Source organism: Campylobacterota bacterium, assembly GCA_040752835.1.
In the GTDB taxonomy this organism is placed as follows: Bacteria; Campylobacterota; Campylobacteria; order Campylobacterales; family Sulfurimonadaceae; genus Sulfuricurvum.
In genome coordinates, this window is sequence record JBFMGG010000006.1 from 19367 (window position 1) to 43754 (window position 24388).

General features: G+C 54.9%; 26 protein-coding genes. 8 read left to right on the top strand and 18 right to left on the bottom strand.

The features are described from left to right. Positions 1-2: 2 nt before the first annotated feature. Positions 3-740: a sulfite exporter TauE/SafE family protein gene (locus tag AB1763_04380; protein MEW5832052.1), complete on the bottom strand. Its 738-nt coding sequence runs from the start codon at positions 738-740 to the stop codon at positions 3-5. A 128-nt stretch (positions 741-868) separates the two neighbouring features. Here AB1763_04380 and AB1763_04385 point away from each other — a divergent pair, with 128 nt between their 5' ends. Genes AB1763_04385 through AB1763_04395 form a run of 3 tightly spaced genes read left to right on the top strand, consistent with a single transcriptional unit; the run spans position 869 to position 2549 of the window. Beyond that, positions 869-1288: a chemotaxis protein CheX gene (locus tag AB1763_04385; GenBank protein MEW5832053.1), complete on the top strand. Its 420-nt coding sequence runs from the start codon at positions 869-871 to the stop codon at positions 1286-1288. A gap of 2 nt (positions 1289-1290) precedes the next feature. Then, positions 1291-1644 carry a flagellar motor switch protein FliN gene (gene fliN / locus AB1763_04390; GenBank protein MEW5832054.1) on the top strand — a complete coding sequence of 118 codons (354 nt, stop codon included), beginning with the start codon at positions 1291-1293 and terminating at the stop codon, positions 1642-1644. Beyond that, on the top strand, positions 1641-2549 hold the full coding sequence (locus tag AB1763_04395; protein ID MEW5832055.1) for a hypothetical protein: 909 nt from the start codon (positions 1641-1643) through the stop codon (positions 2547-2549). Before fliN ends, AB1763_04395 begins: the two co-directional genes overlap by 4 nt. Positions 2550-2626: 77 nt before the next feature. On the opposite strand, the gene dusB is transcribed toward AB1763_04395, so the two are convergent. The 9 genes from dusB to gltB form a co-directional block, all read right to left on the bottom strand. After that, complete coding sequence (gene dusB / locus AB1763_04400) at positions 2627-3616, bottom strand: tRNA dihydrouridine synthase DusB (protein ID MEW5832056.1); 990 nt, start codon at positions 3614-3616, stop codon at positions 2627-2629. A gap of 68 nt (positions 3617-3684) precedes the next feature. Then, positions 3685-4710 carry a hypothetical protein gene (locus AB1763_04405; protein MEW5832057.1) on the bottom strand — a complete coding sequence of 342 codons (1026 nt, stop codon included), beginning with the start codon at positions 4708-4710 and terminating at the stop codon, positions 3685-3687. Between the two features lie 14 nt (positions 4711-4724). Beyond that, positions 4725-5078, bottom strand: coding sequence for an RNA polymerase-binding protein DksA (gene dksA / locus AB1763_04410; GenBank protein MEW5832058.1), 354 nt, complete (start codon positions 5076-5078; stop codon positions 4725-4727). 9 nt (positions 5079-5087) lie between these two features. Next, on the bottom strand, positions 5088-5546 hold the full coding sequence (locus AB1763_04415; GenBank protein MEW5832059.1) for a 23S rRNA (pseudouridine(1915)-N(3))-methyltransferase RlmH: 459 nt from the start codon (positions 5544-5546) through the stop codon (positions 5088-5090). Then, the gene (locus tag AB1763_04420) at positions 5543-6100 is read right to left on the bottom strand and encodes a thiamine phosphate synthase (protein ID MEW5832060.1); all 558 of its coding nucleotides are present in this window, start codon (positions 6098-6100) and stop codon (positions 5543-5545) included. The genes AB1763_04415 and AB1763_04420 overlap by 4 nt, the downstream gene beginning before the upstream one ends. A gap of 1 nt (position 6101) precedes the next feature. Then, positions 6102-6944, bottom strand: a complete 843-nt coding sequence (accD, locus tag AB1763_04425) for an acetyl-CoA carboxylase, carboxyltransferase subunit beta (protein MEW5832061.1) — start codon at positions 6942-6944, stop codon at positions 6102-6104. Further along, a complete protein-coding gene (locus AB1763_04430; protein ID MEW5832062.1) occupies positions 6941-7669 on the bottom strand; it encodes an inositol monophosphatase family protein in 729 nt (242 codons plus the stop codon). Before AB1763_04430 ends, accD begins: the two co-directional genes overlap by 4 nt. Continuing rightward, positions 7669-9051, bottom strand: coding sequence for a glutamate synthase subunit beta (locus AB1763_04435; protein ID MEW5832063.1), 1383 nt, complete (start codon positions 9049-9051; stop codon positions 7669-7671). The genes AB1763_04430 and AB1763_04435 overlap by 1 nt, the downstream gene beginning before the upstream one ends. 6 nt (positions 9052-9057) lie before the next feature. Continuing rightward, positions 9058-13491: a glutamate synthase large subunit gene (gene gltB, locus AB1763_04440; GenBank protein ID MEW5832064.1), complete on the bottom strand. Its 4434-nt coding sequence runs from the start codon at positions 13489-13491 to the stop codon at positions 9058-9060. Positions 13492-13673: 182 nt separating this feature from the next. On the opposite strand from gltB, the gene recO reads away from it, so the two are divergent. Together recO and AB1763_04450 are read left to right on the top strand one after the other, a co-directional pair. Beyond that, positions 13674-14291, top strand: coding sequence for a recombination protein RecO (recO, locus tag AB1763_04445; GenBank protein ID MEW5832065.1), 618 nt, complete (start codon positions 13674-13676; stop codon positions 14289-14291). A gap of 63 nt (positions 14292-14354) precedes the next feature. Next, on the top strand, positions 14355-14606 hold the full coding sequence (locus tag AB1763_04450) for a hypothetical protein (protein ID MEW5832066.1): 252 nt from the start codon (positions 14355-14357) through the stop codon (positions 14604-14606). A 3-nt stretch (positions 14607-14609) separates the two neighbouring features. Here AB1763_04450 and AB1763_04455 read toward each other — a convergent pair whose 3' ends face one another. The 5 genes from AB1763_04455 to AB1763_04475 form a co-directional block, all read right to left on the bottom strand. Beyond that, positions 14610-15014 carry an Rrf2 family transcriptional regulator gene (locus AB1763_04455; GenBank protein ID MEW5832067.1) on the bottom strand — a complete coding sequence of 135 codons (405 nt, stop codon included), beginning with the start codon at positions 15012-15014 and terminating at the stop codon, positions 14610-14612. Then, positions 15014-15457, bottom strand: coding sequence for a DUF4395 domain-containing protein (locus AB1763_04460; protein MEW5832068.1), 444 nt, complete (start codon positions 15455-15457; stop codon positions 15014-15016). Before AB1763_04460 ends, AB1763_04455 begins: the two co-directional genes overlap by 1 nt. 128 nt (positions 15458-15585) lie before the next feature. Continuing rightward, positions 15586-15954 carry a response regulator gene (locus tag AB1763_04465; GenBank protein MEW5832069.1) on the bottom strand — a complete coding sequence of 123 codons (369 nt, stop codon included), beginning with the start codon at positions 15952-15954 and terminating at the stop codon, positions 15586-15588. Beyond that, positions 15951-17273 (bottom strand): methyl-accepting chemotaxis protein, encoded by a 1323-nt coding sequence (locus AB1763_04470; GenBank protein ID MEW5832070.1) that lies wholly within the window; start codon positions 17271-17273, stop codon positions 15951-15953. The genes AB1763_04465 and AB1763_04470 overlap by 4 nt, the downstream gene beginning before the upstream one ends. Before the next feature lies 1 nt (position 17274). Then, positions 17275-19176 carry an ATP-binding protein gene (locus AB1763_04475; protein ID MEW5832071.1) on the bottom strand — a complete coding sequence of 634 codons (1902 nt, stop codon included), beginning with the start codon at positions 19174-19176 and terminating at the stop codon, positions 17275-17277. A 201-nt stretch (positions 19177-19377) separates the two neighbouring features. Here AB1763_04475 and AB1763_04480 point away from each other — a divergent pair, with 201 nt between their 5' ends. The 3 genes from AB1763_04480 to AB1763_04490 all read left to right on the top strand — a co-directional run bounded on the left by AB1763_04480 (position 19378) and on the right by AB1763_04490 (position 21042). Next, positions 19378-19890: a rhodanese-like domain-containing protein gene (locus AB1763_04480; protein MEW5832072.1), complete on the top strand. Its 513-nt coding sequence runs from the start codon at positions 19378-19380 to the stop codon at positions 19888-19890. A 115-nt stretch (positions 19891-20005) separates the two neighbouring features. Then, positions 20006-20647 carry a phosphatase PAP2 family protein gene (locus AB1763_04485; protein ID MEW5832073.1) on the top strand — a complete coding sequence of 214 codons (642 nt, stop codon included), beginning with the start codon at positions 20006-20008 and terminating at the stop codon, positions 20645-20647. Beyond that, positions 20644-21042: a diacylglycerol kinase gene (locus AB1763_04490; GenBank protein ID MEW5832074.1), complete on the top strand. Its 399-nt coding sequence runs from the start codon at positions 20644-20646 to the stop codon at positions 21040-21042. Before AB1763_04485 ends, AB1763_04490 begins: the two co-directional genes overlap by 4 nt. On the opposite strand, the gene AB1763_04495 is transcribed toward AB1763_04490, so the two are convergent. Genes AB1763_04495 through fliP form a run of 3 tightly spaced genes read right to left on the bottom strand, consistent with a single transcriptional unit; the run spans position 21029 to position 24353 of the window. Next, positions 21029-22486, bottom strand: coding sequence for a hypothetical protein (locus AB1763_04495; GenBank protein MEW5832075.1), 1458 nt, complete (start codon positions 22484-22486; stop codon positions 21029-21031). The two genes, AB1763_04490 and AB1763_04495, sit on opposite strands and share 14 nt — an antisense overlap. Further along, positions 22483-23601 (bottom strand): tRNA (uridine(54)-C5)-methyltransferase TrmA, encoded by a 1119-nt coding sequence (gene trmA / locus AB1763_04500; GenBank protein ID MEW5832076.1) that lies wholly within the window; start codon positions 23599-23601, stop codon positions 22483-22485. Before trmA ends, AB1763_04495 begins: the two co-directional genes overlap by 4 nt. A 17-nt stretch (positions 23602-23618) precedes the next feature. Beyond that, on the bottom strand, positions 23619-24353 hold the full coding sequence (gene fliP / locus AB1763_04505) for a flagellar type III secretion system pore protein FliP (protein MEW5832077.1): 735 nt from the start codon (positions 24351-24353) through the stop codon (positions 23619-23621). Positions 24354-24388: the final 35 nt, after the last annotated feature.

Consider the following 24388-nt stretch of genomic DNA (forward strand, 5'->3'; position numbering starts at 1 on the left):
CGTTACCCCGCAATTAGTTTGTATGCCGTGACGGCAAAAATAAGAATGTAAAAAACCACCAGGATCTGCTTGTATCGGGCAACCTTGATGCGGTTGAGCAACGCGATGCCCAGGATTATCCCCACCAGCGACGAAAGGGCCATTACAAGCCCTTCGTAAAAATGGATCAGCCCCAGCCACGCGAGGGCGGCAAACGCCGATACCGACGTAAACATGACGAAAAACAACCCGACTGCGGAAGCTTTTTTCAGCGGGAAGCCCATAAAACTTACCAGGATCGGGGTCATCAGAATCGATCCGCCGACCCCCAGCATGCCGGAGAAGACCCCCACTCCGCCCCCTATCAGCGAATAAAGGGGACGGTTGACGATTTCGGGGCGTGTCGGAACGGGAGCCGAAAACGCCAGCCGCGCGAGCGTAAAGGCGACGATCGACAGAAAGAGCCATTCCAGAACCGACGCATCCAGAATCTTGACAAGGTAACCGCCCGCCGCTGCACCGACGATCCCGCCGTAGCCGAAATATTTGACCTCCCCGACCGAATAGGTCTGCCGGCGTTTATGGATCAAAGCGGCCATCAACGACCCCGCCACCATCTGGGTCACCGAGATCCCGATCGCTTCTTTGATCCCGAATCCCAGATAAAGCAGGACGGGGACGCTCACCGTCCCGCCCCCGATCCCGAAGAAACCCGACAGGGTCCCTATCCCGATTCCCAATAGTGCCAGTTCCAGCGTCATATCATTGCTTTGTATTGATTTTCCGGTCGCGCGATTATACCCCTTTGTCGCTTCAGGGAAACCTTTTCGAATCGGTTTGTTTTACGCTATAATGATTTCTGATACTTTAGAATAAGAAACGAGGGATTATGTTACCGATCATCGTCGAAGCCGCAGCCAATTTTTGCCTTCATCAGATACGCCTTCCCTACGAGATTTCCGAATTGCCCCCCAAAAAGAGAACACTTTTTGCTTTTATCGATATCGAATCGAACGGCAGTACGCACAGGGCCTATATCGGTTGCGATCCGACCCTGATCCAGACCATCGCCGAGATTTTTCTCGGAGAAGACGAAAGCGATGAGCAGACCCTGACCGATATGCTCCTCGAGACGGCGAACATGATCGTCGGCAGTGCCAAAGTACTCGCCGCCGAAGCATACGACACCTCGATGATGATCGCAACCCCGTTTTTCGTTTCCGAGGAACTCTCGCAGATCCGGCCCGACGCGCTGCAATGCATCGGGATTAACGACGGCGAACTGACGATAGCGTTGAAAAGGCTCTAAAGATGGATGAAACACAAACACCCGAAACCGAAATCCCCCTCCACCACGAGGCCGAGCACGTCGATCTCGAAAAAGAGCTCGAATGGATGGACTACGAAGGGCTGCTTGACATGGAAGTCGAGTTTGTCGCCGACCTGGGACAGACGACCCTTACGCTGGGGGAGATCCTGAGACTCAAAAAAGGGGACCCTATCGATCTGGGAAAACCGGCGGGGGAAAGCGTAGAAGCCTACGTCAATCGCCGCATCATCGGCAAAGGGGAAGTCATGGTCTATGAAAAAAACCTTGCCATCCGTATCAACGAGGTACTCGACTCGAGCGCCGTACTCTACTATCTTTCAAAAGAGAGACTATGAAATATCTGATCGCCCTGTTTATCCTCACCCCGATGCTCTGGGGAGCCAAAGTCCTCAGCTATAACGTTTACGATCGTAACGACCGTGTCGACGTCATGCTCACCTTCGATACCCCCTACGAAGGGGTCCTGCGCCAGAACCGCCAGGGCGACACGATCGTCGTAAAGCTCGAAGAAGCGTTTATCGAAGCTTCCAAAACCAAAGACGTCAATTCGGCCTATCTGAACAAACTCACCATCGCACCGCAGGGAGAACACCTCGAGATCATCGCCAAAGTCTCTCCCGACGTCACGATGCAGGCGTCGAAAACTTCCGATTCGTACGGCCTCCGCCTGCGCTTTATGAGTGCCGCGGGGATTGCAAGTTCCACCGCTCCCTCTCCGGTTGACGAAACGGCTCTTACCGGCCTTCCGACGAAAAAAAGCAATGAGTTCGAGCAAAGCTATTACGTCGTCATCGCGATCCTCGTCATCGGGATCGGGATCCTGCTGTGGCTGAAGCAAAGCATCGCCAAACGGACCGGTGTGATCCAGCCGCAACAGCCCAAAACACCTTGGCTTTTCAACAAACCCGCCGCCGAAGTACAATCCGTATCGGCACCGGCTATGCCGATTTCCCCCATCAAAGCGGGAGAGAGCGGAGGGATACACATCCGTTTCCAAAAAAGTCTCGACGCGATCAACAGCGTCGCGATGCTCGACTACGGTACCCAAAGCTATCTCGTCCTGATCGGGACGAATACCGTACTGCTGGACAAATTCCAGGACAACATTCCCGTCACCCAAAACGAATTCGAATCGCTCCTGCAATCCAAACACCGTGAACTCGACGGTTTCTTTCAGCTCGGTTCGGCGGCCGACGAACCCTTTGACGCTTACAAGGAAAAAGCGTCGGGAGTTTATTAAAAGCTCCCCTCTCCTTCCGGTCTTTGGGACCTCTTAATAATCCCGCCTCCCTTTATCTCACCCTATGCCCGTCCGCTTCAGCACTCGCACGCAAGATCCGATGCACTGAACCCTTCGGAAATCTGGCGGTGGGTAAGGAAGAATTCGTCGACGACTTCCCGGAAATGGACGGGATCGTCGATCCGGTTGACAAGGTCGCGCATCGCCGAAGCCCCTTCGTATCCTTTGGAATAGGTATGGACGTGCTTGCGGAACGTTACGACGCCGCGCGGTCCGTAAAAACGGACCATACCGTCAAGATGTTCCATAATGATTGCGTGTTTGATCAGGGGATCGACGGTGGCCGATCCCGTTTTGAGCTGGTGGAAAATCCACGGCGCACCTACCGCGCCGCGTCCGATCATTACCCCGTCGGCCCCGGTGTGTTCCAGCACCCACTGGGCTTTCTCGTACGAATCGATATCGCCGTTGGCAATGACGGGGATATTCACGGCCTGTTTAATCTCGGCGATCGCGTCGTAGTCGACCGGAGCTTTGAATTTTCCCGCACGCGTACGGCCGTGTACGGCGAGAAAATCGGCGCCGCAATCCTCGACGATTTTGGCGATTTCAAGGTGGTTTTTCGACTCGAATCCCAGGCGGATTTTGACGCTGAGGGTCGATTTGTTCGACGTTTCCTTGATCGTACGGATGATGCGGGCCATTTTAGGGAGGTCTTTTAGCAGTGAACTTCCCGAACCGTGGCTGACGATCTTGGGAACGGGACAGCCGCAGTTAAGGTCGATGATGTCGATCTCTTCTTGCGCGTTAAGGACCTCTACCGCGCGACGTACGACCTCTTCGTCCGCCCCAGCGATCTGGACCGAGTAGGGGTCTTCATTCGGGCTGCGTTCGAGCATTTTGATCGTCTTTTGCGAACCGTACGCCAAAGCGTTGGAGCTGATCATTTCACTGACGGTGAGGTCGGCGCCGAATTTTTTGACGACGTTGCGAAACGGAAGGTCAGTGTATCCCGCGAGCGGTGCAAGAGCGTAGACGGGGCTTGAAAAATCGAGTTTGGGAGTCATGATGTTTTACCTGTAAAACGGTTATTTCGCCCGGAGGGCGAAGTGTCAGAGCCGTTTGGCTGCCGTGATTAATGGCAGCTCCGGCGAAGGAAGATGGCGATGTCGTAATGTTTGTTCGCTTTTTTGAGGTCGCGGTACGCTTTGAAGATCTGGTACTCGTCGTGCGACGTGTTGTTGAGGATCTCGTTGGCGGTATCGTTCATCTGCAGATCGTAAAGGGTGTACAGGTACCCTTCCATCGCATCGTCGTTGTTCTCGCTGAGCATTTCAAAAAGGCGGATGCGCTGCTCGGGGAGCATGTTTTTAGCCATGGATTCAGAGAGGTCCAGCCAGTCCGCACCCTGCAGTTTCAGGGTGCCGAACAAACCGATCAGTTCCTCATTCGAAATCTCGATGCCGTTTTCCGCCGCATTGACCCGCTGCACGAACGTGAGCAAAGAGGCTTTCGTGAAGAAACGTTTGAACTTCAGGATCGAGCCGGCAGAGGCTTTTTTAACGTACTCCTCGAATGCTTTGGCGCAAACGATGTCGCCGTAGCTCTCAGGACGTGAAAGCACCGCATCCGCATCGATTTCTCCCCGTTCCAGCCGGTTAAGGTTGTTCTGGATTACGATTGACGCCGTTGAGGGAAGGTGGAACTTTTTGATGTCCACTTTTTTCTTCTCTTTGACGTCGCGCATCAGTTCAAGCGCTTCGTCGATTTTTTCGTTTCCGATCGAACGGAGGGTTTCGAAAGGGAGAATGAGGCTGTTGTCGATCAGTTTCCCCATCAGTTTGTAGGCATCGCTTTTATAGACGTAATTGCGTTCTCCCGTTCCCAGCAGGGAATCGCGCAGTGCGTCCATCATCTTTTCGTGATCTTTGCCCAGGCGGCGGAGCTTGTAATTGCCGACCAGCGCGTATACGCCCATGTGCAGGAGACTGGCGAAATACATGATCACCAGAGGAACGACGACCCAAAAGGCGATCGGGAGGTTCGGGAAGTGCATTCCCAGCAGATCGAAAGATACGGCGCCGTTGTTGATGCTGTACGTCGCGGCCGCAACCAGCAGCATCAGCAGCAGCGATGCCAGGGTGTAACGTTTAAGCTGCATTCTCTACCTCGCTTTTAGTGTTTGTTTTTTTCAACGATCGGGCGGCACACAATGCAGTATTTGGCGTGCGGTTTCACTTTCAGGCGCTGGAAGCCGATGTCGTCTTCGCACATTTCACAAATACCGTATTGTTTGGATTTGATTTTGGCCAAAGCGGCTTCAATTTCCTGCAACTCCTGCATCTGCTGGGCACCGATGGCATTTTCAACCATGTTGTCGTTGCTGACGGACGCATAATCACCTTCGTCGTTGAGCTCAAGCTCGCGCAGTTGATTCATTTCGCTTTCAACGCCGGTGATGTTTTTGATAATCTGGGCCTTCCGGGTCAGCAATATTTCCTCGAAATAATGCAACTCATGGTCTCTCATCAATGCTCCTCATTTGTGATACGGATGGTTTGCAGCCAATGCATAGGCACGGTAGATCTGCTCGAGCAAGACCGCCTTGGCGATTTTGTGGCTCATCGTCAGATCCGACAGGCTGATCGCACTGTCGCACCGCTCCACAAAGCTTTTTTCAAAGCCGTATGCGCCGCCTATAAAAAATTGCAAGGCGATTTTATCACTTATAAGCTTACTAAATGCAAAACTGTCCAGTTTTTTCCCCTCCGGATGCAGCGCGATCGAATAGCTTTTCCCCAGCATCGGCGCAAGGAGTTTCGTATACGCTCCCTGCGATGCCTCAGCGCTGATGGTATGCGCCTTGGCGATCTCTTTGGGAAAGAGTTCGATGTCCTCGATTTTGGCGAATCGGGAGATCATTTTCATCTGTTCCTGGTAAAGGGGATCGTAGAGCGAACGCTCCTTTTTTGCGATGGAGATGACGGATATGTTCACAGGATGCCGCTTCCCATCACGTGGTACGTGACGTTTTGAAACCGGTCATCCAGCCGTACCCCGCCGATCGCCGCTACCGGATGGCGCGAGAGTGCGGCGATGGCGTCGAGGCGTTCTCCCAATACTTTCGCGTCGGATTTGGTGGCGGTGGCACGGTAGGCGCCCAGCCCGACGTAATTGAGTTCGAGGGTGTTCGCCACCGCGATCTCGCGTTCGTTATGCGTCGAAAGGCCGACGATCTTGTCCGTTCCGATTGAGAGTCTGAGGATTTTGAGCGCTTTGAGCGGGTCAGGGTCGATGGCATAGAGGTCTTCTTGCCCGATGTGGACGCCGTCGCAAAACGGGGCGAGTTCGTAGTGGTCGTTGACGATCAGAAAGCCGTCCCACAACCGCCGCAGAACGATCAGGTCCGCTTTGATCGCGGCGATGTCGGCATGTTTATTCCGATACTGGATCACTTCGGCCCCCAGTGCGTTCGCACGGTTCACGAAAGCGTTGATATCCGCCCCTTTGACCTTGAGATTGTCGGCGTCGCAGAGTGCGTAAAGGCGCATATCAGGGGAGCAGAAGGTTCAGCAGGTCGCCGAGGGTATCTTTGAGCTCGTCACGGGAAACCACCATGTCGATGGAACCTTTTTCGAGGAGGAATTCGGCCCGCTGGAACCCTTCGGGGAGGTCGCTTCCGATGGTCTGTTTGATAACCCGCTGGCCGGCGAAACCGATCAGTGCGCCGGGCTCGGCAATGATGATATCCCCCAGCGTCGCGAACGAGGCGCTCACCCCGCCCATCGTCGGATCGGTGAGAAGCGAGATATAGGGAAGCTTCGCTTCGGCAAGTTTGGCCAATGCGGCGGAAGTCTTGGACATCTGCATCAGCGAAAAGGTACTCTCCTGCATCCGTGCCCCGCCGCTGGCGCTGACGATAATGAGTCCCATCCGTTTGTCAATCGCACGGTTGATGGCGCGGACGATTTTCTCCCCTTCGACCGAACCGAGCGATCCGCCCATGAAGTTAAAATCGAACACCACCAGCTGGGCGGGAGCGCCGTTGATGGTGCATTCGCCGCTGACAACGGACGAGTAGGTCCCATTTTTGGCGTATCCCTCTTCGACACGGGCCGCATAGCTTTTTTTATCGACGAAATTGAGCGGATCGACAGGTCTGAGATTCGCATCGAATTCGACAAAACTCCCCTCGTCCGCGATAAGGGCCAGACGCTCTTTGACACCGATACGCAGGTGATGGCCGCATTTGGGGCAGACGTGATTTTGCTTTTCGATCTCTTTGTAGTACATCAGGGACTGGCACGATGGGCATTTGACCCAGTGCGAAGGTGCCTCGCTTTTCGTAGGCTGTTTTTTCTTTTCGGAGTCACCGAACAGGTTGAATAGACTCAAAAAATCTCCTTTTGTACAATCGCTAGAATACGCTCAAACACTTCGACCTCTTGGGCTACGAGCAAGAAACGGTCGTTTTGAAACGTGTGCAGATGGCGGCTCAGATGCAGACCCGCCTGTATATCGTATGGGCGCATTGTACCCAAAAATAGCACATATTTTACATAAGGGGCGTAAGCGAGCGAGAGGGCCAATGCTCCGGGAGAGCGGAATTTAAACCCCTCGTCGATCAGTTTGGCCGCAAGTTCGGGATGGTTCGGAGACTTTTCGAAAAGGCCGATTTTCGCATAAGGATTCGATGCGACCGCTTCTCTGTTTTGGGGGGCTTCGAGCGAAGTACGGTAATATGCATCAGGCGTACGGACAAAGAGGTCGCCGTTGGCCAGGTTGCACACCAGCGATTCGAGGGTCTTGCCCTCTTTTTCCAGGGCGATGGAAATGCCGTAATAGGGGAAACGGGAGAGAAAGTTGTCGCTGCCGTCGATCGGATCGAGGATAATGTTCACCGAAGATGGGGGGTCCATCCATCCCGCTTCTTCGGAAAACACCGATCCATACGGGTGCAGGTGCGCGTAACAGACCGATTCGGCTCTGAGGTCGATGCCGCTGCTGACGTCGCCGCCGAAGCCGCGGTCGTGTGCGGTAAAATGGGAAATTCCCTCCTCGCCGCAGATACGGCGCACTTCGAGGCACGCCGCAACGGCCGAATCGATAAAGCGGCTCATCAGCCCAGCAGTGATTTGGCGATCGCTCTGGCCGCCTCACGGCCGTCGTAGGCCGCGGTAACGACCAGATCGGCACCGCGCTGGCAATCTCCGCCGGCATAAATACCCGGGGTCGTTGTCTCGTATTTCTCATTTACGACAATACCGCCCCAGCCGTTCACGTTGATCCCGTTTTCGGCCAGGAAGGGGGGAACGACCGGATCGAATCCGAGCGCCATGATGATGACGTCGGCGTTGACTTTGAAATCGCCCCCTTTGACCTCTTCCATTTTCTGACGGCCGCTTTCGTCTTTGGCGCCCAGGACCGTTTTGGCCATCAGGATGCCGACCGCTCTGCCGTTGTCTCCGAGGATAACCTCTTTGGGGGAAGCGTGAAATACGAATTCCACCCCTTCCTCGATCGCGTTTTTGTACTCTTTGACCGATCCGGGCATGTTGTGCGCGTCACGGCGGTAAAGGCACGTAACGTTTTTCGCCCCTTCGCGGCGTGCGGTACGGACACAGTCCATCGCCGTATCCCCTCCCCCGATGACGACGACGTCAAGATCTTTGAAGTCGAACTTTTTATCGTAGGAGAGGCCGAAATTTTTGCGCTGGATCGCGGTAAGGTAGTCCATCGCCACAAATACGTTCGAAGCGTTTTCGCCCGCGATTTTGGCCGATTTCCCTTTGGTCGCGCCGATCCCGACGAATACGGCGTCGTGTTTGTCGGCAATTTCGCCGAACTCGACGTCTTTGCCGACTTCGCATTCGAGAACCAGGTTCAGACCCGCTTCTTTGAGAAGTTCGACGCGGCGCTCGACGATTTTTTTGTCAAGTTTGAAGTTGGGGATGCCGTAGGTGAGCAGCCCGCCCGCGCGGTCGCTGCGCTCGTACATCGTTACGGCGATTCCCGAACGGAGCAGATAGGTCGCACAGGAGAGTCCCGCAGGACCCGAACCGATGATCGCCACTTTTTTATCCGTCGTGATCCCCGGAAAATAGGGTTTGAGTCCCTGGCGGAACCCTTCTTCGTTGATGAACGTCTCGACCGATCCGATCGTGATCGCCCCGTGTCCGTCGTTGAGGGTACAGTCCCCTTCGCACAGGCGGTCGTGCGGGCATACGCGCCCCATCACTTCGGGGAACGGCGAGGGCTCGTTGGAGAGTTTGAACGCGAATTTCAAATCTTTTTCGGCTACCGACTTCAACCATTGGGGAATGTAGTTGTGCAGCGGACATTTGTTCAGACAAAACGGGTCACCGCACTGAATGCAGCGGTCGCTTTGTGCCGAAGCGTCGTTTTGCCCCATCTGCTCGTAAATCTCGTTAAAATCTTTCAGACGTTCGACAACCAGCCGTTTGCTGGGATCGATACGCTCAATCGTTAAAAATTCTCTCATAATGGTTTAGTCCCCTTTGTCCGGATTGAGTGGGAGTTTGGTTAGGTTTTTCGGGCGGACGAGCCAGAAATTACGGATTTCGACACGGAAATTTTTCAACAGTTCTTTCGCTTTTTCGCTCTCGGTCTCGGTAACGTACTCTTTGAGAAGACGTTTGAGATAATGGCGCGCTTCGTCGCCGTCGTCGGTATCGATCCGCAACGCGTCGACCAGCTCACGGTTGACGTTTTCAACGAAACTGTGGTCGGCGTCGTACACGAACGCGAACCCTCCCGTCATCCCCGCACCGAAGTTAATCCCCGTTTTGCCGAGGATCACGGCGACGCCTCCGGTCATGTATTCGCACGCGTTGTCACCCGTCCCTTCGACGACCGCAAGCGCGCCGGAGTTACGAACCGCAAAACGCTCACCGACCGAACCGGCGATAAAGAGTTTACCGCCCGTCGCACCGTAGAGACAGGTGTTACCGCCGGCACTGAACGCCTCCCCCTGATTCTGGGATTTGATAACGATTTTACCGCCGTGCATCCCTTTCCCGATGTAATCGTTCGCTACGCCGTCCAGACGGATCGAGACGCCGTTGATCAAAAAGGCTCCCAGTGCCTGGCCGGCGATCCCTTTGAGATCGATGCGGATCGTATCCTCTTTAAGTCCCGCGTCACCGTAGTATTGCGCGATCTCGCCGCTGATGCGGGCACCGAAACTGCGGTTGAGGTTGCAGATGTCGCGGACGATGCGAACCGTGCGCTCGGGATGCTTGATCGCGTCCATCACTTCGGCGAGCACTTTTTTCTCGAACGCATTGTCGTCAAACGGCTCGTTTGAGGCTGCCTGACAGGTATCCACACCCTCTTCGCGGTGCAATACGGAGCTGAAATCGAATTTTTTCGCAAATTCGTCGTCGACGACGCGGAGCAGGTCGCTGCGTCCGATCAGTTCTTCCATCGTCCGGTATCCCAGTTGGGCCATGATTTTACGCACGTCTTCGGCCAGATAGGTGAAATAGTTGATCAGCTGATCGACCGTTCCGGTGAAATACTCTTTGCGGAGTTTTTCGTTCTGCGTCGCAACCCCGACCGAGCATTTGTTGACATGGCAGATGCGGAGCATCTTACATCCGATAATGGTCAGCGCACCCGTACCGAACGCATAGCTCTCCGCACCCAGAAGGGCCGCTTTGACGATGTCGGTTCCGGTTTTGAGTCCCCCGTCGGTCTGAACGTGGACGAGTCCGCGAAGGTTGTTCGCTTTGAGGGCGTTATGGGCTTCGGAAAGTCCCAGTTCCCACGGATTCCCCGCAAATTTGATCGACGTCAGCGGAGCCGCTCCCGTACCGCCGTCGCCGCCGGAGATGATGATCTTGTCGGCATAGGCTTTGGCCACCCCCGCCGCGATCGTACCGACACCCGCGGCCGAAACGAGTTTGACCGCCACTTTGGCGTTTGGATTGACCTGCTTCATGTCGAAAATAAGCTGCGCCAGATCCTCGATCGAATAGATGTCGTGGTGCGGCGGCGGAGAAATCAGCGTGACGCCGGGCATCGTATAGCGAAGTCGCGCGATCAGGCCGCTGACTTTGTGCCCCGGAAGCTGTCCCCCCTCACCGGGTTTTGCACCCTGGGCGATTTTGATCTGGATCTCTTCGGCGCTGCGAAGGTATGCCGGAGTAACCCCGAAACGTCCCGATGCGACCTGCTTGATTTTCGAGTTTTTGAGGGTTCCGAAACGCGCCGCGTCTTCTCCCCCCTCACCCGAGTTGCTTTGCGCGCCGATCGTGTTCATCGCGACCGCGAGGCATTCGTGCGCTTCGGGAGAGATCGATCCCAGTGACATCGCCGCAGAGGCGAAACGTTTGAAAATCGCCTCTTTGGGCTCGACTTCGCTGATGTCGATCGGTGCGCGATCGGATTTGAACTCGAAGAAATCGCGGATGAATTTCAGGCCGCGGCCGTTGACCAGTGCGCTGAGACGGTCGAAATCTTCCCGTTTCCCCGTTTTGGAAACGCGGTGAATCGCGTGAATGACGTCGGGACTGAAATCGTGATGTTCCTGCCCGTTGTAGAATTTATAGAATCCCCCGATTTTGAGCGGGAACATACGGTTGAATCCGCCTGCTGCGAACGCCTCTTTGTGGTTGCGCTCCAGGCGGGCGTCGATATCGTCGTACGAGAGCCCCGGAATCAGGACGTGCGAATCGCCGAAGCACTCCTCGACCATCTCGCGGCTGAGTCCCATGACGTCGAAAAGACCCGAATTACGGTACGAGGCGATCGTCGAAATACCCATTTTGGACATGATTTTAAGGAGTCCGGAATTGATGGCGTGATGAACCGATTTGAACGCTTCGGAGCAACTGATCTCTTTGTTGTGCTCATCCAGATGCGCCGCAACGGTCGCGAACAGAAGCGACGGATAAACGGCGCTCGCACCGTAGGCGATCAGGGTTGCCGCACCGTGCGAATCGATCACTTCGCTCGTGCAGGCGACGATCGACGTGAGGTGACGGATTTTTTCGTCCAGCAGCGCCCGGCTCAGGCGTCCGACCGCCATCAGCATCGGAATGGTTTTATGCTCGGGGCCGAATCCCGCATCGTCGAGGATGACGATACGGATCCCCTCTTCGCGAACCGCCTTGACCACTTCGTCTACCAACGCTTCCAGAGCCGGTTTCAAAGGACCTTTGTACGCGGTCGAGAACGTGCGGTTGGCATAGAACGGCTCGAACCGTGGAGAGTTTTTGTCTCCGAACGATTTGAGGACGTCGAGTTTTTCGCGGGTAATGACCGGTGACGTCGCTTTCAGACGGTGGGCATGCGACGGGATTTCGTCGAGAATGTTGTGGGTCTCTCCGAAGCCGGTGTTGAGGCTCATCACCACTTTTTCGCGGATCGGGTCGATCGGCGGATTGGTCACCTGCGCGAAACGCTGCTTGAAATAATCGCTGAAACTACGCTGAACGCTGCTGAATGCGGCCAGAGGCGTATCGTCTCCCATCGATCCGACCGCTTCTTTGCCGTCGCGGATCATCGGTTCGATCACCTGTTCGACCACCTCCTGGGTGATGTTGTAAAAGCGCTGACGCGCAACCAGGTTGGCGGCGTCGTAGTCGCAACGGGTAACGTACTGCTCTTCGACGTGCTCCTGAAGGTAGATCATGTGGTCGTTGAGCCATTTCATGTACGGGTTGGAGCTTTTGAGGTAGTTGTTGATGTCCTCGTCTTTGAGCACTTTCCCGAACTTGAGGTCAAGCCCGATCATCTGCCCCGACTGCAGACGTCCCCGTTCGCGGATTTTTTCCTCGGGAATGTCGATAACCCCGTATTCGCTGGCGATAAGAAGGGTATCATCGTCGGTGATGATGTATTTGGAAGGACGCAGTCCGTTACGGTCGAGAACACACCCGATGTAACGCCCGTCGGTGAGCGAGAACGCCGCGGGACCGTCCCACGCTTCGAAAACGGTGGAATGGTACTCGTAGAATGCACGAAGCTCGGGGTCCATGTGCGGAGCGTTCTGCCACGGTGCGGGGATGACGGCCCGTGCCGCTTTGAAGAAATCCATACCGTTGACGATCAGGAATTCGAAAAAATTGTCGGCGCTGGCGCTGTCCGAACCGCCCGGCTGAAGGATCGGCAACAAGCGCTCGATCTCTTCGTCCGTGAAAACGTCGCTTTTGATCGATTCGGATTTGACCGCGACGTTGAAGCGGTTCGCCTCGACCGAGTTGATCTCACCGTTGTGGGCAACCGCGCGGAAAGGCTGGGCAAGACGCCATTTTGGAAGGGTGTTGGTCGAAAAACGCTGATGGAAGAGCGCAAACGAGATTTTGAATTTCTCGTTTTGCAGGTCGGGATAAAACTCTTTGATGTGGGTCGGCATGATCAACCCTTTGTACGAGACGACGCGGGTCGACATCGACGCGATGTAAAAATCGGGATCGTCGACCAGGGCGTGTTCGGTCTCCTTGCGGCTCAGGTAAACGAGCGCGTCGAAACGCTGGGACGCCATCAGCGAATTGGGGGTAATAAAAATGTGGTGGATTTCAGGCAGGGTGGCGAGCGCCTGTTCTCCGAGCGCATTCGTATCGACCGGAACGACACGGTCCAGAACCACTTTCAGATCGTTGTTGGCACACACTTTCGCCAGCGTCGAGAGTTGGGACGCGTCACGGGTGAAAACGACCGCCACGGCATACATTTTAGGGAGTTCGACCCCCAGCTCCGCCGCGGTAGCGCGCATAAACTCGCGGGGGAGGGAGAGGAGCAGTCCGCTGCCGTCCCCCGTTTTACCGTCCGCCGCGACGGCGCCGCGGTGCATCATCCGCTCGAGCGCGGTAATCGCGTTTTCGAGGTTTTCGTGCGAAGGGCGGTTTTTGATGTTGGCGATCAGACCAAACCCGCAGTTGTCTTTGAATGAACGTAATAAATCTCGGTATTCCACTGGAATCGTCACCTTTCACCGGAACAATTTCGGCAAATTGTTATTTTTTAATCTCTTTTTAAACATAAGTAGTTTATAGAGGTCAAAATTTTGTAAATTATACCGCTTGTCAGGTTAAAAAAGGTTAAAATAACGGACCGATTTAGAAATTTGTCAGATTTTTGTGTAGAGTAGAACCAGATATGCAGGGCTTTATCATCCGCCTCAACCGTGCGCGGGAAGAAGATACGATCGTTACCATCATAGCCGAGGAAAGCTTACAGACGCTTTATCGTTTTTACGGTGCACGGCACAGCCCGATCAACGTCGGCTACAAAATCGATTTCGAAGCGGAGCATTCCCTCAAATCCTCCATTGCCCGCCTGCGCGACGTTATTCATCTTGGGTATCCCTGGCTGGGAGACTTTGAACGGATGCGGCTGTGGCAGCAGTTCATCTCCTTGTTCTACCCTCACCTCAAAGACTCCGAAGAGATCGGCGGCTTTTACTTCGCCCTTCTCGACGACGCGGCATCCAAATGGAAAGAGCAAAACCCCAAGCGGGTAGCCGTCGAGGCCTACATACGCCTCCTCGAACACGAAGGGCGGCTGCACCGGGAGATGCACTGCTTTTTCTGCGACCTCCCCATCGAAGGGGAAATCTCGCTGATCCGCGCTTTTCTCCCCGCCCACCGCCACTGTTCCCATACCCTGAGCATCAATCCCAAAGGGCTCGAATGGCTCTACGAACACGCGTCTACCCTCTTTTTGGACGATCGTGAAGTGGAACGGCTGTGGTACGTCATCAACGAAGGGCTTTAAGCTCTCATTTCGGGTACACTATTTGCTTGTCATAAACAACTATGAATCCACAAAGAGTTGTCCATGCGTAAAAAAACGGCCCGCGACCTGATTATCGACCGCTATACCCCGACCTCGGTAAAAATAGAAACCCGCCCCTTCGTTGCCCAAACCGTAAGTCGCGGGGCTACCCTCGAAGAGTTTTACCGTGAAGTCGACGCCAAAAACGCCCAGAGTTTCCGCCAGCAGTATCTCGTCAAAGACGCTTCCGAGATCGAATCGATGATGCGGAACAACCGCAAACTGATCGAGGCCAAACGGGGACGGGGGAATTAAGCCTTAGATGTCGTAATGATAGGGCTGATACGCCTGGTCGATTTCAGAGAGTTTCATCCCGAAGAGACGGCGCATCTTCTCTTCGATATCGCCCCAGAAATATTCAAGGATCAGACTCGATCCGACGTTTCCGTCGATTTTGTAGAACGGCCCTTCCAACGCTTCGATAATTTCCAGCACTTCGATTTCATGGGGAGCGCGCGCCAGTTTGTAACCGCCGCTGGCACCCCGCGTACTGTTGAGCAGATGGTTGCGGCGCAACATCGAAAGAAGCTGTTCAAGATAACCGTGGGAAATTTTGGTCATCGCGGCGATTTCGCGTACCTGCATCGCGCGGCCGTACGGCGCGTGGGAGAGAACATGCATGGCGGCAAGGCCGTAAATCGTCTTTGAAGAGAGCATTGCCATTATTCAAACCCCTTCGGATAGATTTTTTTGGCCCAGTGGTAGAGTTTGCACGCGATGCAATAGCCGAAAAACAGGTCCAGTGCCGCGCAGAAAAGGTAAATCGCCGCGACGACGTTGACCGCCCATGCGATTCCCAGAAGATGAAACAGCGCCATCGCGGCGACAAACCCGACCCCGAACAACGATGCCAGCCGTTTGGCCCCGGCATCTTCCATCCGGCTGGGCAATGCAAGACGGCGCTGTATCCACAGCGAAGCGTTCTGGATCGGGCTGAGATGTTTGACGCCGTAAAGACGAAGTGCAAAATCAATCGTCAAAAAAAACAGGATCGCTACGAACCCGCTTACCAGGTACGCGACTACCCCGCTCATCACGAAAAGCGTGTTGATCCGCGTCACCGTAGCATCGACCTGCCGGAAAATCAGTGGGCATTGTTGAGCCATGAAAGACCCCTTCTTTTTTTTCGCCATAGTAAAATAGATTTTTCTTATTGTCAAGCATCCATACAGAATTACTAAGGTATAAAAAGGAGGGAAATAAAAAAAGGGGATTTCTCCCCCCTTCTGCGGTATCAGCGGTTCGGGATCAGTTCCCGAACCTTTTTCTCCACGGCGGCAAGCGAATCGAACGGTTTGAGGACGTAGTGGTCCGCACCGATTTTATGGCTTTGCAGCACTTTGTCGAGCGTCGAATAAGCCGTCATCATGATGACGACGCAATCGGGGTCTTTGGCCTTGATCTCTTCGAGCACGCTCAATCCGTCGCGCTGCGGCATCATGATGTCTAGCAGCACGCCGTCAAACTCTCCGGCCTTGAAACGGCTCAGGGCGCTCAACGGATTGTCGAAATAGGTCACTTTGATGTCTCCCGCACGCCCAAGCGCTTTTTCCAGCATCGTCCCGATGGACGCTTCATCGTCTACAATCATCAAACGGATCATTCATTACCTCCAAACAAATTATCAATCGCGTGTTCCATCAAGTCCTCGGTTTTTTCCGCTACCAGCACGTCAAGCGCTTCGAAGACACCGTGGCTGGCCTCCTCGATTTTGCGGATACGCTCCTCGATCTGGGTACGCGAACACAGTTTTTTGCCGTCGCCGCAATCGGCAATGAGGGCATTGGCCTGGGTATGGACCTGCGCATGGGGGCCTTCAAGCCGGCTGTAGGATTTCAGGTGCCCGAACTGCTCTTTGCCTACGCCGCCATCGTACCATTTGCCCAGACGGCAGGAGTGGTGATCGACGGGTTTGAAATCGCTCTCCTGCCCGAACAAGAAAGCGTAGACGTTGTTTTTGTAGATGACGTGGTCGATTTTGGCGAGGTTGCTGAAAATATAGTTGCTGATGTCCATGATCTCATAAACGCTGCGCGACGCGTTACGCTGGAATATTTCCATCCGCCCGCCCATCTGGGAAACGTCGTCTTTGGTCTCCGAAACGATCCCCGAGAGTTCTCCGGTCGCCGTTTCGATCTCGCTGGTATCCTGCGTCATCGACTGGATTACGATTTCGATCTCTTTGGTGGCTTTCTGGGTCCTCTCTGCCAGTTTGCGCACCTCGTCGGCGACGACGGCGAATCCCCGTCCGTGTTCGCCGGCACGTGCCGCTTCGATCGCGGCGTTGAGGGCAAGGAGATTGGTCTGGTCGGCGATGTCTTTGATCAGCGCCACGACACTCGAGACTTCGTGAGAGCGGCTGACGAGGTTGGCCGTCGTCGCCATCGTCCCCTCCATCAGTTCGGCGAGTTTGTTCATCCCCTCGTCAACCTCTTTGGCCAGTCGAAGCCCCTCTTGGGAACCCTTGGCCGTTTCACGCGACTGTTCGGTCATGTCTTTGAGTTTTTCGAGGATGTCGATAAAGACTTTCTGCGTGGCACCAAGTGCGCCGCGGATGCTTTTTTGGTGCATCTCGAGCAATCCCCCCTCTTCGCCGCTGACCGTCGAGGATTTGTGCAGGACGAACCCTTTGAAGCCGTTACGAAGGCTTTTTTGGACGACGTCGGCTTCGCATTCGCCGACGATCACTTCGTGCACTCCCGATGAGAGGGCGCGGACGAGAGAAGCCTTGTCGTCAATCGCTTCGGCACGGGTGTTGAAAAACACTGCCTCGTTGTTCGCATCGACGACGACAACCGCTTCCTTGTCGCTCAGCGCGGCGATCTCCTTGTACAGTTCCAGCTCGGCGGCCAGACGGTCGCGTTCGGCGCGAAGCTCGGCGGCTTCGTCGCGGTATCTTTTGATTTCGTTTCCGAAAAACATACTACTCCTTCTCCTGATAGGTTTTTAATACGACTTCAAATTCCGCACCCCGGTTGCGGTTGGCCACGCTGATTTTCCCGCCGTGTTTGTCGATGATCGCCTTGGCCACGTTCAATCCGATTCCCATGCTTTTTTTCTTTTCCCCTCCGACCGCAAAATCAAAAATCGTCGGCAGTATCCCCTCGGGAATCCCTCCGGCATTATCCGAAATTTTGACCCGGATCCGCACATCGTCGCACTCGAACGCAATGTCCAACCGTCGATCAGCATACGCTATTTTACCTTTTTCGAACTCATCGAGCGCGTTGTTCACGATAATGATCCACACCTGCTCGAGCCGCGTCGCGATCCCCAGCGTTCTGCACTCTTCGAACCGGTCGTATTTCGTTTCGTACGAAAAAGGCTCCCCGTTGATCGTGATGGGGACGATGTGACGGGAACGGTTCATGACGATCCGCAGTGCGTAAACCAGGGTCGTGTAGGGATTGCAGGACTTCATCTCCTCCTTGCCGGTGCCGGCGAATTCATACATCGACGCGACAATCGACTGGATCCGTTCGATCCCCTCTTCGATGGGACGGAACAACCCCTCCGCTTCGGGGAGCTTTTCGGAACATTCGAATTTCAGAAGCTCAAGATTCCCTTTGATGTACGTGATGGGGGTATTGATCTCGTGGGTGATACTCGCCGCGAGCCTGCCGACCGTCATGAGTTTGGCGTCGCTGAGTTTCTCTTCCTTGAGGCGTTCATAATCGGTCACGTCGACAAAATAGAGGATGTGATAATGATCGTCGGCGATCATCGGATTGGGCATTTCGGCGGTATGAAGCTGAAAATAGCGTTTGTCCTGATCGGGGCGTACCAGAACCGCACGGCTGTTGAACTGCCCCCCTCGGTAAAGGGCGAAAATCTTCTCGAGCGCTTTTTTCGGTTTTTTGTGATGTTCGAGGATCGGGATCAGACTCTCCCCCTCTTCCCGGAACCAGTCGCACGCCTTGTAGGCGGCGAAACACTCATCGCTCCCCGCATAGCCGCCCAGCTCGGAAAAATTGCGGTTGACGGCGATCGGTTCGTAACGGTAGTTGTACAGAACCGCGGGGGAAGTATCGTGGTCGATCATCTGCTTCATGCTCGAAACGATCGAGCGGTTCATTTCACTCATGTCGTGCCCGATGAAAACGATTTCGTCGACCTCGCGGCTGTCTCCGAGAATCGCGTAGAGCGTCGTATCGACCATCACCGAATCGCCGTGCGGATCGATGAATTCAATAATCCCGCGATAAATCTCTCCCGCTTTGAGCCGCTCGTTGACCAGTGCACGCAAAAAAACCCGGAAACGGCGCGCGATGAAATGGAACCAGTGGACCCCAACGATCTCTTCGACGGGTCTTCCCAGTCTGGCGGCAAGCAGATCGTTGATCTCGAGGATAATCCCCTTGTGATCGAGATGGGCGGCAAACGACGTTTTCGAGATCGCGGCGTGCATCAGCTGGATGTGGGTGAACGCCCGCTGCGCCTCTTTGGCGTAAACGGATTGTCGGACCAGCCGCTGGGCCACCGTGAGCACGGCACTGGCGGAGAGGGGTTTAAGGAGGTATTTATCGACCCCGACGTCGATGGCCCGCAAAAAGAGGTCGCTGCCGTGGGCGCTCGAAATCACGATCGTTTTGATGGCGGGATAGCGTTCTTTACTGATGCGGATCGTCTCGAATATCTCCGGGACCATCGTGCGCGGATGGAGAATCAGCAGATCGGTCGTTTCGAGATGGGACGGGAGTTCGGGGAGGATTTCCAGGCGGCATCCCAGGGTCCGAAGCGTTTCGACGAAAGGATCGAGCTCGGTCGATTTTTCCCCCTGTGTTTCCCAGTCGGTGACATACGTGATCCCGATGTTTTCAATCATGCCAACCCTGCCGATCGTCCGTTTGCAACACGTTTCCTTTAATTAACACAAATCATTAAAACTAATTTTTTCCGGTAATAATATCCAAAAAATATCACTAAAGCATCACTTTGATTATATTTATGGTTCGATTTTCATCTGGGTGTAATCTTTTTCCGATACAATCACCGAAAAATTTACCTGCACAACGGAACACACGCCATGAAAAAACTGCTGCTTGTATTGCTCGCCTGCGTCTCGCTCAGCGCCGAAGACGTTTACGAAGGGGACCTCACCGCTGCCGAAGCCCACGAAATGCAAAAAAAAGGGGAAGCGATCATCGTCGACGTACGCACCACCCTTGAGTTCATCTACACCGGACACGGCGAAGGGTTCATCAACATCCCCGCCTACGAATGGACCTATATCCCCAAATCGGTTGAAGAACGGGTCAAAAGTGCCGAATACGAACTTAAAAACGACAAGGTCAAAGGGCACGTCGAAATACAGAAACTCTACGACGCCAAAGAGGTCTTCAATAAAAACTTCGTCAGCGACGTCATGAAGGCGATGAAACTGCGCAACGTCCAGTCGGTCATCCTGGTCTGCCGCAGCGGCCCGCGCTCGAAAGCGGCCGCAAACGTACTGGCCAAAGAGGGGATCAAGGCCTACAACCTCGACAACGGCTTCATGTTCGGCTGGAAAGATTCCAAAATGCCCTGGGACGGGTTCTAACCCCTCCCCCTCCTTTCTCCCCTGTTTCCCCATTTTTTTTACCTGTCCCCTTTTTTGTTATTGCGTTCTTTAAGGATTCTTCCGTAATGATGTGTCGAAGAATAAGGGGGGAATCATGAACTTTCATGAAAAGCTCACGCCGGATGAGCGTTTTTTGCTCCTCGCCGTGATGGTTCTTGCGCTGGGGGCGCTGGGCGCTCTCACCCTCGCGGTTCGGGGCGGACATCTGTTGCACCTGGATCAGGCGGTATTGGGGGGATTTCACAAGCTCAAAAACCCTTCTCTGGACCGTTTTTTCTCGTCGATCACGTGGCTTGGATCGCTCTGGGTCCTCCTCCCCGCCTACGTCGTTTTGGTCCTGAGCCTCTCGAAAAGTTTCGAACACGTCGAACGGGTGATGGGGATCGGCTTTTTCGGCGCGATCATTACGACCTACGTCATTAAGTACCTGTTTGAGCGCAAACGTCCCCATTTTTTCGGGCCGATCGGTGAACTGCCGCTGGATCCGGCATTTCCGAGCGCCCACACGACCCAGATCATCGCGTTTAGCCTTTTGCTGTGGATCGTCGTCTACACCGGGCCGACGCTGGGCAATCTGGTCCTGAGTGCGGTGCTGCTGGGGATATCGGTAGGGGTAGTGCTCTCGCGGATGTACCTGCAGGTCCATTTTCCGACCGACGTCGTGGCGGGAACCCTGATTGCGCTGATCTGGGCCGCCATTGCAGTTTTGGCGGTCAAATCGGGAGCGGTGCGATGAAAAACAAATTCCTGGGAACGGGGGAGCGCGGATACCATCCGTGGCGGAAGTTTCGGATTATCCTCTCGGGGCTGCGCTTTGCCGTTATTTACGACTTCAGCGTCCTCTACAAAATCATCCTCTCGGTCGCGGTTTTGATTCCCGTGATGATTTTCAGCGACAAACTCAATGCGTCGCTGATCGTTCTGGCAACAGGGGTAATGCTCTCGGCGGAGATTTTCAACACGGCAATCGAAGCGATGTGCGATTTCATGGAGACCCGCTACAACGAAAAAATCCTCATCATCAAGGACATTGCCGCAGCAGCGGCGGGAATTAGCATCTTTGCGTGGCTGGCGGTATTGGCGTTCGAGCTGGTCGAACTTTTACCGCTTTTGCGTTCTATCGCCGGATAACGTCGCTCTCGCGAACCCACAGGTTTTCATCCGGACGGGTCGGCTGCCATACACGGTTGACGAAATACCCCGTAATGTGGACCCATCCTCCCGAGGGGGAACCGGCAGTGAAAGAGCGGCGCGCTTCCCACGTATCGACGACCGACCCTCCCGGAGCATTGTAAATCGGCGCGTTCGAAGCCATCCGGTAGGCGGACGATCCCCCTTTTTTCGGTGCGGGAGCCGCCGCTTTCGCCGGCTCCGGAGAGACGCTTCTGGCCACGGGGCGAGCATCGCGCACCGGGACGGCGGCGACCGACGTTTTGCGGCTTTGGGCGGCGGAAAGATCGTTTTTGAGCTTGGCAATCTGCGCTTCGGCCTGTACAAGCCTGCTTTGGAGCGCCTTCACCTGCTGGGGGGTTTCGGCGGTTCTGGTGACGATCTTCTCTACCGGACGGTCCTTGTAAACCACTTTTTCCTGCGTCACGATGCGGTCTTTGTAAACTACTTTTTCGACCACTTTTTCTTTCGTTGCGGGAGCTTTTTTAAGCTTCTCGATCGTCGTTTTCGCGGATGCGAGTTCGGTTTGCAGCGCTTTGATCTGCTCGGTCGGCTGTACCGTTTTCGTCACGATTTTCTCGACCGGACGGTCGCGGTAAACGACTTTTTCAACTACCTTGACCGACGGTGACGTCACCGGTTTGGACGCTTTGAGGTTGGCGATTTCGGCACGGGCGGCAGAGAGCTCGCGCTGGAGCGATGCGAGTTTGTCGGTCGGTTCGACCACTTTGGTGACGACTTTTTCGCGCACGGGAGCGCTCTGTAGCCGCTGAATCGCGGCGTTGGCTTTTTCCAGTTCCCGCCGGAGCGCCTGTACCTGCTGGGATTCGGCGGCCGATACGGCGGGAGTCGCCGGTTTCGCCGCGGTATGTGCGGCGGCAAGTTCTTTTCGCAGCCGGGCGATTTCGACCCGTGCGTCGGCAGCCTCTTTGCGCAATGATGCGGCAGAACTCTTTTTCAGGTCGTTTTCCAGAAGACGAACCTGTTCTTTGGCCTTGGCCAGTGCTTTGGTGAGGTTCTCCCGCTCGATTTTGCCTACTTTGACCGCATTGGCCTCTTTGGCCAGCCGTTCGCTGCGGGCCGCAACCGACCGCAACTGCTCGTCGCGCGAGGTGAGGGTTTTTTCCAGGCTTTGGATCACCCCTTTTTTACGCCCGATTTCCTGCTCGATCTCGCGGTTGCGTTGCTGGAGAGATTTGAGCTGTTCGGCGTTCTCTTTGATCTGCGCTTCGAGGCGTGCAATTCGGGTCTGATACCCTTTGATCTTCGGATTGGCTTCCTGGGACTGCCGGCACTCTTCGTATTTTTGGCGCAGTTTCGCGACGTCGCCCAGTATGCTCTGCGTCTCTCCGCCTGCCCCGTAAAGATACCCCGCGGCGATCAAACTTGCAAACAGCGTCTTCATAACACCCCTTCTTTCTTGACCAGTTTGACTCCCATCTCCAGATGGTGGGTATAGGGAAACTGATCGAATGCCGCCATCCCGGTGATTTTATGGGTCCGTTCGAGGATTTCGAGATCGCGCACCAAAGTCTCGGGGTTGCAGGAAATATACAGGAGATGCTCAAACCGTGCCGCAAACGCGCAGGGCTCTTCACCCAGCCCCGCGCGCGGCGGGTCCACGAAAAGGGTTTTGAGGCGGTAATCATCCAGATCGACCCCCTCCATTCGGTTGAACACGCGCACGCGGTCGAGCGCCATCGTAAATTCTTCGGCGCTCATCCGGACAAAATCGATATTGTCGACGCCGTTGAGTTTCATGTTCTCTCTGGCAGCGGCGATGGAGGATTTGGAAATTTCGGTCGCGAGGACCCGATCGAAACGTGACGCGAACGGTATCGTAAAGTTCCCCGCACCGCAGTAAAGCTCGAGGAGGTCGCCGCCGATTCCACCCAGCTGTTGCAGCGACCAGCCGATCATCTCCGCGTTGACCTGTGCATTGGGCTGGGTAAAGCTGTTTTCGATATGGACGTAACGGTAATCGCGTTCCCCTACCCGAATCGTTTCGGTAACGTAATCGCGGCTGGCAACGATCTTTTGCCCGCGGCTGCGCCCGATGACCCCGATGCCCAGCCGCTCTTCGAGCTGCCGTGCCTGCGAAAGCCACGCGTCGTCGAGTCTGCGGTGATACAGGAGGCTGACCAGCACCTCATTATCCCGCGAGGCGAGAAAATCGGCGCCGAAAAGTTTGTATCCCATTCCGAGCTCGGAAACGGCCGGGAGAAGGCGCTCCATAGCATCCGCGATGGGTTCTGAGACGATGCCGCATCCTGCGATCCGGAGCATCCCCTGCCGATCGAGGCGATTCATCGCATAACTCATCCCCTCGTCGTCGTGATAGATTTTGAATTCGGCGCGGGAGCGGAAGCGTTGGCTTGGGGAGCGAAAAACCTCTATTTCCCCTCCGTAGAGCGGAACAAACATGTCGCGAACGTGTGCGAGCTTGTGTTCGAGCTGCCCCTCGTATCCGCTTTCATAATCGCGGCAGCTGCCGCAGACCCCGAAATAATTACACTGCACGAAAGACCTTTAAAGCGCTATTTGACACTGGCTATAAGATTGCCGATGAGGAGGTTCCAGCCGTCCACCATCACAAAGACGAGTATCTTGAACGGCATCGAAATCATGACGGGGGGCAACATCATCATCCCCATCGACATCAGTATCGACGCGACAACCATGTCGATAACGAGGAAAGGGAGAAAGAGGAGAAACCCGATCTCAAAAGCCGTTTTGAGTTCGCTGATGACGAACGCCGGGATCACGATGGTAAGAGGCACCTCTTTGATCGACTGGGGGTTTTCCATGTGCCGGATCCGTAAAAAGAGCGCAAGGTCTTTTTCGCGGGTGTTGCGGACCATGAAGTTTTTGAACGGTTCGGTCGTTTTCTCGAACGCCTCGTCGTAGGTGATCAGCTCTTCGCTGTAGGGCTTGATCCCTTCATCGTAGGCTTTGGTAGCGACGGGTTCCATGACGAACACCGTAAGGATGAGCGCGAGCATCACGAGCAGCTGCGTCGGCGGGACCTGCTGGGTTCCCAGCGCCTGGCGCAAAAACCCGAACACGATCACAAAACGGGTGAAAGTCGTCATCACGAGCACCAGGCTCGGGGCGAGGAAAAGGACCGTGAGGACGAGGAGGACGTTGAGCGAGCTCACCACCTCTTCGGGCGTTTCGGGGGCGGTCAGGTTGAAGTTCATCGCCGGTACCTGGGCGTCTTCGGCCCACAGCATCAACGGGATCATCAAGAGCAAAAAGACCAAACGACCCAAACCGTACCCCGCACTTTCGAAAATGAATTGTTTTT